Origin of the sequence: Proteus sp. fly-1067, from assembly GCF_040139345.1 — a bacterium.
Taxonomy (GTDB): domain Bacteria; phylum Pseudomonadota; class Gammaproteobacteria; order Enterobacterales; family Enterobacteriaceae; genus Proteus; species Proteus vulgaris_B.
Window position 1 is genome coordinate 145590 of sequence record NZ_JBEEUL010000009.1, and the last position, 17071, is coordinate 162660.

14 protein-coding genes are annotated in these 17071 nt (G+C 40.3%); all 14 read left to right on the forward strand.

The genetic code is table 11. From position 1 onward, the window contains the following. Positions 1–68: 68 nt before the first annotated feature. Complete coding sequence (gene frr, locus ABN217_RS13280) at positions 69–626, forward strand: ribosome recycling factor (RefSeq protein ID WP_072070010.1); 558 nt, start codon at positions 69–71, stop codon at positions 624–626. A 191-nt stretch (positions 627–817) separates the two neighbouring features. Beyond that, on the forward strand, positions 818–2011 hold the full coding sequence (gene ispC, locus ABN217_RS13285; RefSeq protein ID WP_196554691.1) for a 1-deoxy-D-xylulose-5-phosphate reductoisomerase: 1194 nt from the start codon (positions 818–820) through the stop codon (positions 2009–2011). Between the two features lie 281 nt (positions 2012–2292). After that, positions 2293–2994, forward strand: coding sequence for a polyprenyl diphosphate synthase (uppS, locus tag ABN217_RS13290; protein ID WP_208105101.1), 702 nt, complete (start codon positions 2293–2295; stop codon positions 2992–2994). A gap of 1 nt (position 2995) precedes the next feature. Next, the gene (gene cdsA, locus ABN217_RS13295) at positions 2996–3859 is read left to right on the forward strand and encodes a phosphatidate cytidylyltransferase (RefSeq protein ID WP_349439624.1); all 864 of its coding nucleotides are present in this window, start codon (positions 2996–2998) and stop codon (positions 3857–3859) included. Between the two features lie 9 nt (positions 3860–3868). Then, positions 3869–5221: a sigma E protease regulator RseP gene (rseP, locus tag ABN217_RS13300; protein WP_349459507.1), complete on the forward strand. Its 1353-nt coding sequence runs from the start codon at positions 3869–3871 to the stop codon at positions 5219–5221. A gap of 39 nt (positions 5222–5260) precedes the next feature. Beyond that, the gene (bamA, locus tag ABN217_RS13305; RefSeq protein WP_072070005.1) at positions 5261–7654 is read left to right on the forward strand and encodes an outer membrane protein assembly factor BamA; all 2394 of its coding nucleotides are present in this window, start codon (positions 5261–5263) and stop codon (positions 7652–7654) included. A gap of 90 nt (positions 7655–7744) precedes the next feature. Further along, entirely contained in the window at positions 7745–8242 is a 498-nt protein-coding gene (locus tag ABN217_RS13310) for an OmpH family outer membrane protein (protein WP_036934019.1), read from the forward strand. 3 nt (positions 8243–8245) lie between these two features. Next, on the forward strand, positions 8246–9274 hold the full coding sequence (gene lpxD, locus ABN217_RS13315; RefSeq protein WP_196554688.1) for a UDP-3-O-(3-hydroxymyristoyl)glucosamine N-acyltransferase: 1029 nt from the start codon (positions 8246–8248) through the stop codon (positions 9272–9274). 124 nt (positions 9275–9398) lie between these two features. Further along, positions 9399–9851, forward strand: coding sequence for a 3-hydroxyacyl-ACP dehydratase FabZ (fabZ, locus tag ABN217_RS13320; RefSeq protein ID WP_006535887.1), 453 nt, complete (start codon positions 9399–9401; stop codon positions 9849–9851). 3 nt (positions 9852–9854) lie between these two features. Beyond that, positions 9855–10658, forward strand: a complete 804-nt coding sequence (gene lpxA / locus ABN217_RS13325) for an acyl-ACP--UDP-N-acetylglucosamine O-acyltransferase (protein ID WP_072070003.1) — start codon at positions 9855–9857, stop codon at positions 10656–10658. A gap of 7 nt (positions 10659–10665) precedes the next feature. Further along, positions 10666–11838: a lipid-A-disaccharide synthase gene (lpxB, locus tag ABN217_RS13330; RefSeq protein ID WP_196554687.1), complete on the forward strand. Its 1173-nt coding sequence runs from the start codon at positions 10666–10668 to the stop codon at positions 11836–11838. Then, a complete protein-coding gene (gene rnhB / locus ABN217_RS13335) occupies positions 11838–12428 on the forward strand; it encodes a ribonuclease HII (protein ID WP_006535883.1) in 591 nt (196 codons plus the stop codon). Before lpxB ends, rnhB begins: the two co-directional genes overlap by 1 nt. Before the next feature lie 21 nt (positions 12429–12449). After that, entirely contained in the window at positions 12450–15932 is a 3483-nt protein-coding gene (gene dnaE / locus ABN217_RS13340) for a DNA polymerase III subunit alpha (RefSeq protein WP_197269922.1), read from the forward strand. Between the two features lie 12 nt (positions 15933–15944). After that, positions 15945–16904, forward strand: a complete 960-nt coding sequence (gene accA, locus ABN217_RS13345) for an acetyl-CoA carboxylase carboxyl transferase subunit alpha (RefSeq protein WP_196554685.1) — start codon at positions 15945–15947, stop codon at positions 16902–16904. Positions 16905–17071 lie beyond the last annotated feature (167 nt).

Here is a 17071-nt window from a genome sequence, read left to right on the forward strand (position 1 = left end):
GCCAATTCATTTATGTCGATAGAGTTTGATATCGACTGGAAGATAACCAGTTCCCAAGGGTTTATAACGTGATTAATGAAATCAAAAAAGATGCTCAAGAACGCATGGATAAAAGCGTTGAAGCACTAAAAAGCCAGATTAATAAAGTTCGTACTGGTCGTGCGTCTCCAAGCCTTTTAGACGGTATTGTAGTGGAATACTACGGAGCGCCAACCCCATTAAACCAAGTGGCTAACGTTGTTGCAGAAGATGGCCGTACACTGGCAATTACGGTTTTCGACCGTACTTTAGCACCCGCTGTCGAAAAAGCGATTATGGCATCAGATTTAGGTTTAAATCCTTCATCTGCTGGTACGATTATTCGTGTTCCCCTCCCACCATTAACTGAAGAACGTCGTAAGGACTTAATCAAAGTTGTTCGTGGTGATGCAGAACAAGGTCGTGTATCTGTTCGTAATATCCGCCGTGATGCTAATGATAAAGTAAAAGCATTACTGAAAGATAAAGAAATCAGCGAAGATGATGAGCGCCGTTCGCAAGATGACATTCAGAAATTAACTGATATGTTCATTAAAAAAATAGATGAAGCATTAGCGCTGAAAGAAGCAGAGCTAATGGAATTCTAATTTTATATCTTTTTTTGATAATGCCGCTTTTAGCGGCATTATTTTTGGTTATTTATTTGAAATTTCGTGCTTAATACCTTCTTTTTGTCACATTATTTATTAAAGTTTTCATCTTTCTCCCTCATTTACCTTGTCATACTGATATAATTCTCTTTAATTAAAACGTTGTAGACATACTGATTGATTGATAAATGAAACAAATAACTATATTAGGCTCAACAGGGTCTATCGGAACGAGCACACTTTCCGTTATTGAAAATAATCCTGACGAGTATCAGGTTCTTGCCTTAGTTGCAGGAAAAAATGCAAATAAAATGGCGCAACAATGTGTCACCTTTAAACCTAAATATGCAGTGATGTCTGATGAACAAAGCGCAAATCAGCTTAGACAGTTACTCGCCAATACATCCTGTAAAACAGAGATTTTATCTGGTTCCCATGCAATTAATGAGATAGCAGCACTTGATGAAGCTGATCAAGTTATGTCTGCGATAACTGGTGTTGCTGGACTAAAACCAACACTTGCAGCCATAGAGAAAGGTAAAAGAATTTTATTAGCCAATAAAGAATCACTGATAACCAGTGGGCGTCTTTTTTTTGATGCGGTGGCTAAATATGGCGCAACTGTCTTGCCGATTGACAGTGAACATAACGCGATTTATCAAAGTTTACCTAAAGCTATCCAAGAAAATTTAGGCCACGCATCTTTAGCTGATGAAGGCGTGACCAGTATTTTACTAACGGGATCAGGTGGACCTTTTCGTTATACCCCGTTAGAAGAACTTGAGGCAATGACGCCAGATCAAGCTTGTGCACATCCAAATTGGTCGATGGGACGTAAAATCTCAGTTGATTCAGCAACAATGATGAATAAAGGATTGGAATATATAGAAGCTTGCTATTTTTTTAATGCTTCAGAAGAGGAAATGGAAGTAATTATTCACCCTCAATCTGTTATTCATTCAATGGTTCGCTACCGTGATGGCAGTATTATTGCTCAAATTGGTGAACCTGATATGAGAACACCAATTGCGTACTCAATGGCTTATCCTCATCGTACTCAATCAGGTGCAAAAGCATTAGATTTTTTTGAGATTCAATCGCTAGAATTTATTCGCCCAGATTACCAACGTTACCCTTGTTTAGCACTTGCTATTGAAGCGTCTAAGCGTGGACAAGCGGCAACAACAGTGTTAAATGCGGCTAATGAAATCGTTGTTGATGCTTTTTTACACGAAAAAGTGAAATTTACTGATATTGCTAAAATTAATCGCAAAGTTGTTGAACATTTTGACCTATCAGAGCCTCAAAGTATTAATGATGTTCTAGAAATTGATAAATTAGCCAGATTAGAAACTCATCAGATAATCACTCAATTTGTATAATGGCGATTATATTTAATATAGGGTGTTTGTTCGTCTTTCTGGCTAATGGTATAGTTGCCGAATCACTAAAGACAATAATGAAAATTAACAGTTCATTACTAAAGCTACTGCTTTAGCAACTTTGAGGCTTTGCCAAAGGCCGTGGATGACACGGTTTTTTTGTGCATGGGTTATCCGAAGAGGACTGTCTGTATCAGTATCAGATTAGCAAAGGGTTAAATTGAGTGAACTTATCCAGTGACGATTCATCCGCATCAAAACCAAAGCATGTTGCTATCATTATGGATGGCAATGGACGCTGGGCTAAAAAGCAAGGGAAACTCCGAGTAACGGGGCATCGCGCGGGAATTAAAGCAGTTCGGGATGCGGTTAGCTTTTCCGTAAAACACAAAATTGAATCACTAACGTTATACGCATTTAGTAGCGAAAACTGGAATAGGCCTGAGCAAGAAGTCAGTTCTCTCATGGAATTATTTGTCTTCGCCTTAGACAACGAAGTGAAAAGCCTACATAAACACAATGTTAAACTTACGGTTATTGGCGATATCAGTCGTTTTAGCCGTCGCCTACAAGACAGAATTAAAAATTCTGTTGCACTAACTGCGAATAATACAGGGCTTAATTTGAATATTGCTGCTAATTATGGTGGACGATGGGATATTACTCAAAGTGTAAAACAATTAGCGACCTCTCTCTCAAAAGGAGAAATTAATCTCGAAGATATTAATGAAAATGCCATATCTTCACATCTTTGCTTGCATAATCAACCTTGTGTCGATCTTGTGATCCGTACAGGTGGTGAGCATCGCATAAGTAATTTTCTTATTTGGCAGATAGCTTATGCTGAGCTTTATTTTACACAGGTTTTATGGCCTGATTTTGATGAACAAGTTTTTCAGAATGCACTAGATGCTTTTGCTAAACGGGAAAGACGTTTCGGTGGTACTACATCAGAAACAGATACTATAAATCTGGGAGGATAACTTGCTTAAGTATCGTGTCATCACCGCATTAATTTTAATCCCTATTGTTATTGCAGCACTATTTCTACTGCCTCCAGCAGGTTTTGGGTTAGTGATTATTGCAATATCAGGCTTAGCAGGTTGGGAATGGGCGCAATTTATTGGCTGGCATTCTCAAGGTAAACGTATTGCAACAGGGATAGGCTTTGCTGCATTGTTATTAATTATGCAGTTATCTTTACCCAATTTTGACCACCTACTCGACACCCCAATGATAAAAAATGGTTTGTGGGCTGGTTTAATTTGGTGGGTAGCCGCAATTTTATTAGTTGTAAGTTATCCGAATTCAGCCAATATGTGGAAAAATTCAGTTTTTATTAAGCTATTGTTCGGTATATTGACGATTGTTCCTTTTTATTGTGGCATGATGGCATTGCGCATGTTGGGGTATAACACTGATACTTACACAGGTGCATGGTGGTTATTGTATGTCATGATATTAGTTTGGGCTGCTGACTCTGGTGCTTATGCATTTGGACGCTTAATGGGGAAACATAAAATGGCTCCAAAAGTGTCTCCAGGAAAAACCCTTGAAGGGTTAGTCGGTGGATTGATTACTGCTGTTGTAGCTTCAGGGTTATTTACCCATTTTGCACCAGTAATCGAAGTTCCCGATAATTTATTATTAATATCAGGTGTTGTTGTCATTGTATCGGTATTTGGTGATCTGGCTGAAAGTATGTTTAAACGTGTTTCGGGCATAAAAGACAGTAGCCAATTAATACCTGGGCATGGTGGTGTGCTTGATAGAATTGATAGTTTGACTGCAGCTATCCCAGTTTTTGCAGGATTAGTCTTCCTGATTTCTTCTGGCTTTAAACTATAAAGGTAAGTAATGGGTATCCTGTGGAATCTTGCCGCATTTATTATCGTTTTAGGTATTTTGATTACGGTACATGAGTTTGGGCATTTTTGGGTAGCTAGGCGTTGTGGGATCTATGTTGAGCGTTTTTCTATAGGTTTCGGAAAAGCTATTTGGCGAAAGGTAGATAAACACGGCACTGAATTTGTTATCGCATGGATACCTTTGGGTGGCTATGTAAAAATGTTAGATGAACGTGTTGGTGAAGTTCCACCTGAACGACGTCATCTAGCATTTAATAATAAAACGGTAGGGCAACGAGCCGCCGTTGTTGCTGCAGGACCTATTGCCAACTTCTTGTTAGCAATCGTCGCCTATTGGATTGTTTTTATGATAGGTGTTCCTGCATTAAAACCTGTAATTGCAGACATTCGTCCGAATTCTATCGCAGAACAAGCAAAATTAACGCCTGGAATGGAACTAAAATCCGTTGCAGGTATCGAAACGCCTGATCAGAATTCAGTTCGTTTAGCATTAGTCAGTAAAATTGGTGCCAAAGAGGTTTCATTCGTTGTATCAGATCCAAATTCTCTCTCTGAGAGTGAGAATATACTGAATTTACAGCAGTGGAATTTTGAACCTGAAAAACAAGATCCCATCTTATCTTTAGGGATTATGCCTGTTGGCGCGAGATTGGACTCGAAAATTGTTGAAGTAACGGTAGGCTCTGTTGCTGAAAAAGCAGGTTTACAGGCAGGGGATCGTATCGTTACAGTTGATGGTCAGCCAATAGATACATGGCATCCATTTACTTATTTTGTTCGACAAAGCCCAAATAAAACATTGGCTCTTCTTGTTGAACGCAATGGCTCGTCATTGGAATTAATGATTACACCGACAGCTATTGCACTGAAAGACGGCACTGAAGTAGGGCAAGTTGGTGCGCAATTACAAGTATTACCTCCTGATGAGCAATACTTGATAATGCAACAATACAACCCATTTTCAGCACTGTATGAAGCTTCTGATAAAACATGGCAGTTGATGGGTTTAACTGTCAAAATGATTGGCAAGTTAGTGGTTGGTGACGTCAAATTAACTAACCTTAGTGGACCAGTTTCTATCGCGAAAGGCGCAGGAATGTCTGCTGATTTTGGGGTTGTTTATTTTTTGATGTTTATGGCGCTTATTAGTGTCAATTTGGGGATCATTAACTTGTTTCCCCTGCCTGTCTTAGATGGCGGGCACCTGCTTTTCCTGGTTATCGAAAAGATAAAGGGAGGGCCGGTATCTGAGCGTGTACAAGACTTCTGTTATCGTATTGGTATTATGGCACTGATGCTTTTAACGGGACTTGCACTTTTCAATGATTTCTCTCGCTTATAATTGGTAAGCAGGGACCGGTTAGGAAAACACAAAACAACGATGGCGATGAAAAAGTTGCTTATAGCGTCGCTGCTGCTGGGCAGCGCCACTGCATACGGTTCAGACGGATTCGTAGTTCAGGACATTCAATTTGAAGGTCTTCAACGCGTCGCCGTTGGTGCAGCATTACTGAACATGCCTGTCCGGGTTGGAGACTCGGTTAGCAATGATGATATCAGTCGAACAATCCGTTCGTTATTTGCGACAGGAAATTTTGATGATGTCCGTGTTCTACGTGACGGAAGTACACTAATTGTTCAAGTAAAAGAGCGTCCAACAATTGCCAGCATTACTTTCTCTGGTAACAAAGCAATCAAAGAAGATATGCTAAAACAGAATCTTGAGGCTTCTAATATTCGTATTGGCGAGACACTCGACCGTACAATGTTAGCGAACATCGAAAAAGGGCTTGAAGATTTCTATTATAGTGTTGGTAAATATAATGCAACTGTAAAAGTAGTTGTTACACCTCTTCCTCGTAATCGTGTTGATTTAAAACTCGTATTTGCAGAAGGTGTATCAGCAACAATTCAGCAAATCAACATTGTTGGTAATAAAGCGTTTTCTACCGCTGAGCTCGTTAACCGCTTCCAATTACGTGATGATGTGCCTTGGTGGAACTTAGCTGCGGATGAAAAATATCAAAAACAAAAACTAGCTGGTGACTTAGAAACATTAAGAAGTTTCTATCTCGATCGTGGTTATGCTCGCTTTGATATTGAATCAACTAATGTCAGCTTAACACCAGACAAAAAAGGAATTTACATTACCATTAACCTGAAAGAAGGTGATAAATACACGGTAGAAAATACCGAAATCAATGGTAATACGGCAGGCTATACCAAAGATATTGAAGAGCTTATCCAAATTGCTCCCGGCTCTCTTTATAATGGCGCGCAAGTGACTAAAACAGAAAATGATATTAAAAATCTGTTAGGTCGTTATGGATATGCTTATCCTCGTGTTATGACTAATCCTGAAATTAATGATGAAAATAAAACCGTTAAACTGCATGTAAACGTAGATGCAGGAAACCGTTTCTATGTTCGTCAAGTGCGTTTCGCAGGTAATGACATCACGAAGGACTCTGTTTTACGCCGTGAAATGCGTCAAATGGAAGGTGCATGGTTAGGTAGCGATTTAGTTGAACAAGGTAAAGAGCGTTTAAATCGTTTGGGGTATTTCGAAACGGTTGAAACAGAAACTCAGCGTATTCCTGGTTCTCCTGATCAGGTTGATATCGTTTATCGCGTAAAAGAGCGTAACACAGGCTCCCTTAACTTTGGTGTCGGTTTCGGTACTGAAAGTGGTGTGAGTTTCCAAGTGGGTGTTACCCAAGATAACTGGTTAGGTACAGGTAACGCAGTTGCGATTAATGCGAGTAAAAATGATTACTCAACTTATGCTGAGTTGTCTGTTACTGACCCGTATTTTACCGTTAATGGTGTAAGCTTAGGTGGTCGTATCTTCTATAACGACTTCCGTGCAAATGACGCTGATTTATCAGGTTATACCAATAAATCTTATGGTGTTGATGGAACTTTAGGTTTCCCAATTAATGAATATAACTCAGCACGTCTTGGCTTAGGCTATACTCACAATGGTCTGTCACGTATGGAACCGCAGGTTGCAATGTGGCGTTACCTTGAAAGTATGGGTGAAAACCCAGGCTTTGATAAGCGAGAATCCTTTAATGCTGACGACTATACTGTCAGTTTGGGTTGGACCTTCAATAACTTAAACCGTGGTTTCTTCCCAACATCTGGTGTGAGAAGTAACTTAAGTGGGCGTGTGACTGTACCTGGCTCTGACAACAAGTACTATAAAGTGACTTGGGACGGTATGGCTTATTACCCAATTAATGAAAAAGAATCTTGGGTAACGCTATTTAAAGGCCGTTTAGGCTACGGTGATGGTTTAGGTGGTAAAGAATTACCATTCTATGAAAACTTCTATGCCGGTGGTTCTGGTACTGTTCGTGGTTTCCGTTCAAATAATATCGGTCCTAAAGCGATTTATCTTGATGCAAATGGCAAGCCAAAACCAGGTGAACCATCAAGTGATGCAATCGGTGGTAATGCCATGGCAGTGGCAAGCTTTGAGCTGATCACACCAACACCATTTGTCGATGATAAATATTCATCTTCAGTTAGAACATCGGTGTTTGTTGATGCGGGTACAGTGTGGGATACCAATTGGAGTAGCACAAACTCTGCTTGGACCGCAGGTATGCCTGATTATAGCCGAGCAAGTGATATACGTGTTTCAACTGGTGTTGCGTTACAATGGTTATCACCTTTAGGTCCGTTAGTATTCTCTTATGCTAAACCAATAAAAGATTATGAAGGCGATAAATCAGAGCAATTCCAGTTTAATATTGGTAGAACGTGGTAGCGATGTAAGTAAAGTTGATGCCTAATTTAATATTTAATTAGGCATCCGATTTCTGACAAAAAATTATTTTTGGTTTTAAGGAGTTTAATCGTGAAAAAATTGTTATGTGCCGCTGCCCTAGGAATGGCATTGACCATGTCAGCTGGTGTTCAAGCCGCAGATAAAGTAGGTGTTGTGAACATCGGTCAAGTTCTCCAACAAATTCCTAACCGTGATGCGGTAGAGAAACAATTGGAAAATGAATTCAAATCACGTGATACTGAATTGCAGAACTTAGGTAAAGCATTACAGACCGCTGTTGAGAAATATCAAAAAGATGCACCAACCATGAATGCAACACAACGTGCAAATACAGAGAAAGATCTGGTTGCTAAACGTGAAGCATATGCACAAAAAGCACAAGCTTTTGAGCAAGACTTTAGCCGTCGTCAAGCTGAAGAACGTAACAAAATCATGAAACGTGTATTAGATGCTGTTGATGCAGTAGCGAAGAAAGAAGGCTATGATGTTATTTTAGATGCTAACACTGTACCTTATTTCGCAGATGGTAAAGATATTACTGCTCAGGTTCAAAAACAGGTTAAATAATAGATGTTTTCAATTCGATTAGCTGATCTTGCTCAGCAATTGAATGCACAGTTACACGGCGATGGTGATATCACTATCGCCGGTCTTGCTTCAATGAGCCTAGCAAATAGCGAACAAATTACATTTCTTTCTGATAGTCGCTATCGTGAGAAATTAACTGAATGTCAAGCAGCTGCTGTTGTATTAACAGAAGCTGATCTTCCATTCTGTCCGGTTGCCGCACTTGTGGTAAAAAATCCGTATACTGCCTATGCTCAAATGGCGCAGATTATGGATACAACCCCACAACCAGCACAAGATATTCACCCAAGCGCTGTGATTTCTCCTGATGTTAAATTAGGGAAAAATGTGTCAGTGGGTGCAAATGCCGTTATCGAGTCAGATGTTATCCTTGGTGATAATGTTGTGATTGGCGCAGGTTGTTTTGTTGGTAAAAAAGCGCATATCGGCGATAATAGCCGTTTATGGGCAAATGTATCGATTTATCATGAAGTTATTATTGGTAAAGATTGCTTAGTTCAATCAGGAACAGTTATTGGCTCTGATGGTTTTGGTTATGCCAATGAACGTGGTAATTGGATCAAAATTCCACAATTAGGTTCTGTTGTTATTGGCGATCGTGTAGAAATCGGTGCATGTACAACAATTGACCGAGGCGCATTAGATAACACAGTTATCGGTAATGGTGTTATCATTGATAACCAGTGCCAAATCGCACATAACGTCATTATAGGTGACAATACCGCTGTTGCGGGGGGCGTCATCATGGCGGGTAGCCTGAAAATAGGCCGTTACTGTATGATTGGTGGAGCAAGTGTTATCAATGGTCACATGGAAATCTGTGATAAAGTAACGGTAACAGGAATGGGTATGGTAATGCGTCCTATCACTGAGCCGGGAGTTTATTCTTCAGGTATTCCGCTACAACCGAACAAAGCATGGCGTAAAACCGCAGCACTTGTGTTGCGAATTGATGAAATGCAAAAAAGACTTAAGTCGCTTGAACGTCAAGTAGAAAGTAGCGACAAGTAACAAAGTACGTCATCGACGGTTGTTACCTATTTTGCGACCTGCGGGTTAACTCACTTTTTTGAGTCACAGCAGGTCGTGTTATTATTAATTAGACGCAGTTTTATTAGACAGGAAGAGTATTGCAATGAGTGAGAATCATACTCTGCAAATCGAAGAAATTTTAGATTTACTTCCACACCGTTACCCATTCTTATTGGTTGATCGTGTCCTTGATTTTGAAGAAAAGAAATTTCTAAGAGCAGTAAAAAATGTATCTTTTAATGAGCCTTTCTTTCAAGGTCACTTCCCAGGAAAACCTATTTTCCCAGGCGTATTGATCCTAGAAGCCATGGCACAAGCAACGGGTATTTTAGCATTCAAAAGTGTAGGAAAGCTGGAACCTGGTGAGCTCTACTATTTTGCTGCTATTGATGGTGCTCGCTTTAAACGTCCTGTCTTACCTGGGGATCAAATGATCCTAGAGGTAGAATTTATTAAAGAACGTCGTGGTGTTGCTCGCTTTAAAGGCGTCGCTAAAGTTGATGGGGAAATTGCTTGCGAAGCTGAAATGATGTGTGCTCGCCGCCGTGAGGTCTAGCCTATGATAGATAAATCCGCAGTCATTCACCCTTCCTCGATTATTGAAGAGGGCGCAGTAATTGGTGCTAATGTTCGCATTGGCCCTTTTTGCGTTATTGGTGCAAACGTTGAAATTGGTGAAGGTACTGATATCAAATCTCACGTTGTTATCAATGGGCATACGCGTATTGGTCGAGAAAATCAGATTTATCAATTTGCCTCTATTGGTGAAGCAAATCAGGATCTGAAATATCGTGGTGAGCCAACACAAGTTATTATTGGTGATCGTAACCTTATTCGTGAAAGTGTGACTATCCATCGTGGAACAACCCAAGGTGGCAATATCACAAAAATCGGCAATGACAACTTACTGATGATTAATACGCATGTCGCACATGATTGTATTATTGGTGACCGCTGTATTATTGCTAATAACGGAACACTTGGTGGTCACGTCACTTTAGGTGATTTTGTGATTATCGGTGGTATGAGTGCAGTTCATCAGTTTTGTCAAATTGGCTCTCACGTTATGGTGGGCGGATGTTCAGGTGTGGCACAAGATGTTCCTCCTTTTGTTATTGCACAAGGAAACCACGCAACCCCTTATGGGCTGAATATTGAAGGATTAAAACGCCGAGGTTTTGCTAAAGAAGATCTTCATGCAATTCGCAATGCTTATAAAGTTCTTTACCGTAATGGTAAAACACTGGAAGAAGCACGTGAAGAAATTGGACAACTGGTTGCAGATAATAATAATCCGTATGTTAAGTTGTTCAGTGATTTTCTGGAAAACTCAGCAAAATCTAACCGTGGCATCATTCGCTAATTAGGATATGACCTTGTCAGGCCAATTATCTACTGTTCAGCGTCCGTTAGTTATCGGCTTAGTCGCTGGTGAAACGTCCGGTGATATCTTGGGCGCGGGATTAATCCGCGCTCTTAAACAAAAGCATCCTAATATCCGTTTTGTCGGCGTCGCAGGGCCTCTTATGCAAGCTGAAGGTTGTGAAGCTTGGTATGAGATGGAAGAGCTTGCCGTCATGGGGATCGTTGAAGTTCTTGAACGCTTACCGCGATTATTAAAGATCAGAAAAGATCTCACTCGACGATTCTCAGAATTAAAGCCTGATGTTTTCGTGGGGATCGACGCACCTGATTTTAATATCACCCTTGAAGGTCGTTTAAAGCAAAAAGGGATCAAAACTATTCACTATGTCAGTCCATCTGTGTGGGCTTGGCGCCAAAAACGTGTTTTCAAAATTGGTAAAGCGACAGATCTTGTCTTAGCTTTTCTGCCTTTTGAAAAAGCGTTTTATGATAAATATCAGGTTCCTTGTCGTTTTATTGGTCATACAATGGCGGATGCAATCGCTTTAAATCCGGATAAAAAAGTAGCTCGTAAACATCTCGGAATACCTGAAAATGTCTCTTGTTTAGCTCTCCTTCCTGGTAGTCGTCATGCAGAAGTTGAGATGCTGAGCGCTGATTTTATAAAAACAGCACAGTTACTAAAACAACAAATACCAACACTTCATATTGTTGTGCCATTGGTGAATGCTAAACGACGTATTCAATTCGAGCAGATCCACCAAGATATTGCTCCTGAACTCGACATTCAGTTACTTGATGGGCAAGCAAGAGAAGCAATGACAGCAAGTGATGCAACATTGTTAGCATCAGGTACGGCTGCATTAGAGTGTATGCTTACGAAATGCCCAATGGTTGTTGGCTATCGCATGAAACCATTCACTTTTTGGTTAGCAAAAAGGTTAGTGAAAACACCTTATGTTTCATTACCCAATTTATTAGCTGGTCGAGAAATAATTAAAGAGTTGTTACAAGAAGAGTGTGAGCCAAGGGCGTTGGCAGAACAACTTTTACCTCTTTTAACAGATAAAGAAAAAGCACATCAATTAAAAGAGATATTTTTACAACTTCATAGTGCTATTCGCTGTAATGCGGATGAGCAAGCAGCAAATGCAGTATTAGAATTGGCAGAGAAATAATGGAATTTGTATATCCAAAAGCAAATCTTATTGCTGGAGTTGATGAAGTAGGCCGAGGACCTCTGGTTGGCGCTGTAGTGACGGCTGCTGTTATTCTTGATCCGGCAAACCCGATTGAAGGATTAACAGACTCTAAAAAGCTAACAGAAAAAAAACGTAATGCTCTGTATGACGAAATAAAAGAAAAAGCATTATGTTGGGCAATCGGTCGTGCAGAGCCTGAAGAAATTGATGAATTAAATATTCTTTGGGCAACGATGAAAGCAATGGAGCGCGCGGTTGCAGGATTATCTATTACGCCTGATATGGTTTTGATTGACGGTAATCGCTGTCCTAAATTGCCAATGGCTTCTCAAGCAGTCATAAAAGGTGATAGTTTAGTTCAAGAAATCAGTGCGGCTTCTATACTTGCTAAAGTCACTCGTGATAGAGAAATGGAAGAGTTAGATAAGCTTTACCCTGATTATGGTTTTGCTAAACATAAAGGGTATCCAACAGTTTTCCATATGGAAAAACTGGCCTTATTAGGGGCAACCCCTTATCATCGAAAAAGTTTTGCGCCTGTAAAACGAGCATTAAATTTAAAGTAATCCACAGAGTAATTAAATATTATGGCAGATCCTCGTTTTATCCATCTTAGGGTACACAGCGATTATTCAATGATCGATGGATTGGCAAAAACAGGGCCTCTTGTGAAGAAAGTGGCTTCGCTGGGAATGCCTGCTTTTGCGATTACTGATTTCACTAACTTATGTGGGTTAGTGAAGTTTTATGGTGCCGCACATAGTGCGGGTATTAAACCTATAATTGGTGCCGATGTTTACCTCGAAACAGAATTATTAGGCGATGAATATGCCCACCTCACCATTCTTGCTCGCAATAATGTAGGCTATCAAAATCTTACCTTACTGATTTCTGAAGCTTACAAACATGGTTATGGCGCCGCAGGGCCGATTATTAAACAAGAGTGGCTAACAACCTATAAAGAAGGACTCTTGTTGCTTTCGGGTGGAAGAATGGGCGATGTAGGTAAGTTCTTGCTCCGTGGAAATCGTGCCTTAGTTGATCAATGTCTTGAGTATTATCAAACTCACTTTCCTGATAGTTATTATTTAGAACTTATTCGAACTGGCCGCCCTGACGAAGAAAGCTATTTGCATGAAGCTGTAGCACTCGCTTCTGAAAAAGGCTTACCAGTTGTTGCAACGAATGACGTCTGTTTTCTGGATAGTGATGATTTTGATGCACATGAAATTCGCGTTGCAATCCATGATGGTTTTACACTCTCAGATCCCAAGCGTCCAAAAAATTATAGTCCTCAGCAATATATGCGCACAGAGGAAGAGATGTGTGAGTTATTTGCTGATATACCTGAAGCATTAGAAAACAGCGTTGAAATTGCAAAACGTTGTAATGTCACGATCCGTTTAGGGGAATATTTTCTTCCGCAATTCCCAACAGGGGATATGAGTACAGAAGATTTCTTGGTTAAAAAATCCCAAGAAGGTCTAGAAGAACGTTTAGCTTTTTTATTCCCTGATCCCGAAGAGCGGAAAAAAAGACGCCCTGAATATGATGAGCGCCTTGATGTTGAATTGAAAGTTATCAACCAGATGGGATTCCCGGGTTACTTCCTTATCGTAATGGAATTCATCCAGTGGTCTAAAGATAACGGTGTACCTGTAGGACCAGGGCGAGGTTCGGGTGCAGGATCATTAGTCGCTTATTCACTCAAAATCACTGACCTTGATCCTTTAGAATTTGATTTACTTTTCGAACGTTTTCTTAACCCAGAACGTGTTTCAATGCCTGACTTTGACGTCGATTTCTGTATGGAAAAACGCGATAGGGTAATTGATCACGTTGCTGATATGTACGGTCGTGATGCGGTATCTCAGATTATTACATTTGGTACGATGGCGGCAAAAGCGGTTATCCGAGATGTTGGGCGTGTTTTAGGGCATCCTTACGGTTTTGTTGATAGAATTTCGAAGCTTGTACCGCCAGATCCTGGAATGACGCTAGAAAAAGCGTTTGCCGCAGAACCTCAGTTACCTGAAATTTATGAAGCCGATGAAGAGGTTAAATCTCTTATTGATATGGCTCGTAAATTAGAAGGGGTGACACGTAATGCGGGTAAACATGCGGGTGGTGTGGTTATATCACCAACGAAAATTACTGATTTTGCACCGCTTTATTGTGATGCAGAAGGAAATAACCCAGTTACACAATTTGATAAGAATGACGTTGAATATGCAGGTCTTGTTAAATTCGACTTCTTAGGATTAAGAACACTCACTATCATTAACTGGGCATTAGAAATGATTAATGCCCGACGTGAAAAAAAATCACTGGAACCAGTTGATATCTCTGCGATCCCATTAACGGATCAGCGTAGTTTCGATATGTTGCAGCGTTCTGAAACGACCGCGGTATTTCAGTTAGAATCTCGTGGTATGAAAGATCTTATCAAGCGTCTACGTCCTGACTGCTTTGAAGATATGATTGCATTAGTGGCCTTATTTCGCCCTGGTCCATTGCAATCAGGTATGGTGGATAACTTCATTGACCGTAAACACGGTGTTGAAGAGATCTCTTATCCTGATGTTAAATGGCAACATGAGAGCTTACAGCCTGTTTTAGAGCCTACCTATGGCGTTATCTTATATCAAGAACAGGTTATGCAAATCGCGCAGGTTCTTGCTGGATATACGCTGGGTGGCGCGGATATGTTACGACGCGCAATGGGTAAGAAAAAACCTGAAGAGATGGCAAAGCAGCGTTCTGTATTTGAAGAAGGAGCTATCAAAAACGGTGTTGATGGCGAACTTGCCATGCGGATCTTTGACTTGGTGGAGAAATTTGCCGGTTATGGATTTAATAAATCGCACTCAGCTGCTTATGCTTTAGTTTCATATCAAACGTTATGGCTAAAAGCCCACTATCCTGCTGAATTTATGGCTGCTGTAATGACGGCAGATATGGATAACACAGAAAAAGTGGTGGGGTTAGTTGATGAATGTTGGAGAATGGGATTAAAAGTTCTTCCTCCTGATATTAATAGTGGTTTATATCATTTTCACGTAAATGATGAAGGTGAAATCGTTTACGGTATTGGTGCGATAAAAGGAGTGGGTGAAGGCCCAATTGAGGCAATAGTAGAAGCGCGTCAGCAAGGCGGTCACTTTAAAGATATTTTTGATCTCTGTGCTAGAACAGAAACGAAAAAATTGAATCGCCGAGTGATGGAAAAACTGATAATGTCAGGCGCATTCGATAAGTTAGGGCCTCATCGTGCCGCATTGATGTCTTCATTAGAAGATGCATTAAAAGCGGCAGATCAACATGCCAAAGCTGAAGCAATAGGGCAATCGGATATGTTTGGCGTGTTAGCAGAAGCTCCTGAACAAGTTGAGCGTTCTTATGCCAATATACCTAAATGGCCGGAACAAGTTGTTTTAGAAGGTGAGCGAGAGACATTAGGTTTATATTTAACAGGTCATCCGATCACTCGTTATTTAAAAGAAATTGAACGATATGCCGCAGGAACGCGTCTAAAAGATTTAGTACCAACGCCACGTGGCCAAATGGTGAAAGTCGCGGGTTTAGTGTTAGCGTCTAAAGTATTTACGACAAAACGAGGAAACCGAATTGGCGTGTGTACCTTAGATGATCGTTCAGGTCGCTTAGAAATTATGTTATTTTCTGATGCATTGGATAAATACCAACATTTATTAGAACAAGACAAGATTTTAATTGCTACCGGGCAGGTCAGCTTTGATGATTTCAATGGTGGGCTTAAAATGACAGTCCGCGAACTTATGGATATCAACGAAGCCCGTGAAAAATATGCACGAGGACTTGCTATCTCGTTATCAGACAGGCAAATTAATGAGCAATTATTAAATCGTCTTCGCGGCGTTTTAGAACCTCATCGTTCAGGCACGATACCGGTTCATCTTTATTTTGAAAAGCATGATGCCTGCGCACGCTTACGATTTGGTGCGACTTGGCGCGTAACGCCAACAGATATGCTTTTAACGGATCTGCGAACTCTGCTGGGTAATGAGCAGGTAGAATTAGAATTTGACTAAAATAGGAATGTTATGAGTCTTAATTTTCTGGATTTTGAACAGCCAATTGCCGAGTTAGAAGCGAAAATTGATTCGCTAACCGCAGTTAGCCAACATGATGAAAAAATTGATATTAATATCGATGAAGAAGTTTCACGCTTAAGAGAAAAAAGCCTAGAGCTAACGCGTAAGATTTTTTCTGATCTTGGTGCATGGCAAGTTGCACAACTTGCACGTCATCCATTAAGACCTTACACACTGGATTATATTCATCGTATCTTTACTGATTTCCAAGAATTAGCAGGCGATCGTGCTTATGCTGATGATAAAGCGATTGTCGGTGGTATTGCGCGCTTAGACGGCCGTCCTGTTATGGTTATTGGTCATCAAAAAGGGCGTGAAACAAAAGAGAAAATTCGCCGAAACTTCGGTATGCCAGCGCCAGAAGGCTATCGCAAAGCGCTTCGTTTAATGGAAATGGCACAACGTTTTAATCTTCCTATTATCACCTTTATCGATACTCCTGGTGCTTATCCAGGCGTTGGTGCAGAAGAACGAGGCCAATCAGAAGCGATCGCACGTAACTTACGTGAAATGTCACGTTTTGGTGTGCCAATCATCTGTACTGTCATTGGTGAAGGTGGTTCTGGTGGTGCATTAGCTATTGGTGTGGGTGATAAAGTGAACATGTTGCAATACAGCACCTATTCCGTTATTTCACCAGAGGGTTGTGCTTCTATTCTTTGGAAAAGCGCAGACAAAGCACCATTAGCGGCAGAGGCAATGGGAATTACTGCAAACCGCTTAAAAGAGCTTAAACTGATTGATAACGTTATTTCTGAGCCTTTAGGTGGCGCTCATCGTCACTATGACGAAATTGCTGCTTCATTAAAAGCACAAATCCAATCTGATTTAGAAGAATTAGATGCATTTGATTCAGAAGAGCTAACTAATCGTCGTTACCAACGTTTAATGGAATACGGCTACTGCTGATCTCGAGATATTTGAATAAATTCAGATAAGCCTCATGTTGATGACATGGGGCTTTTTATTGATCCATTTTAAACTATCTCTATCGAAACAATTAGAATCTGTGATATTAACTATAATATATTATATATCAATATGTTAACTTGATCTCAAAATTAATATTAATTCAT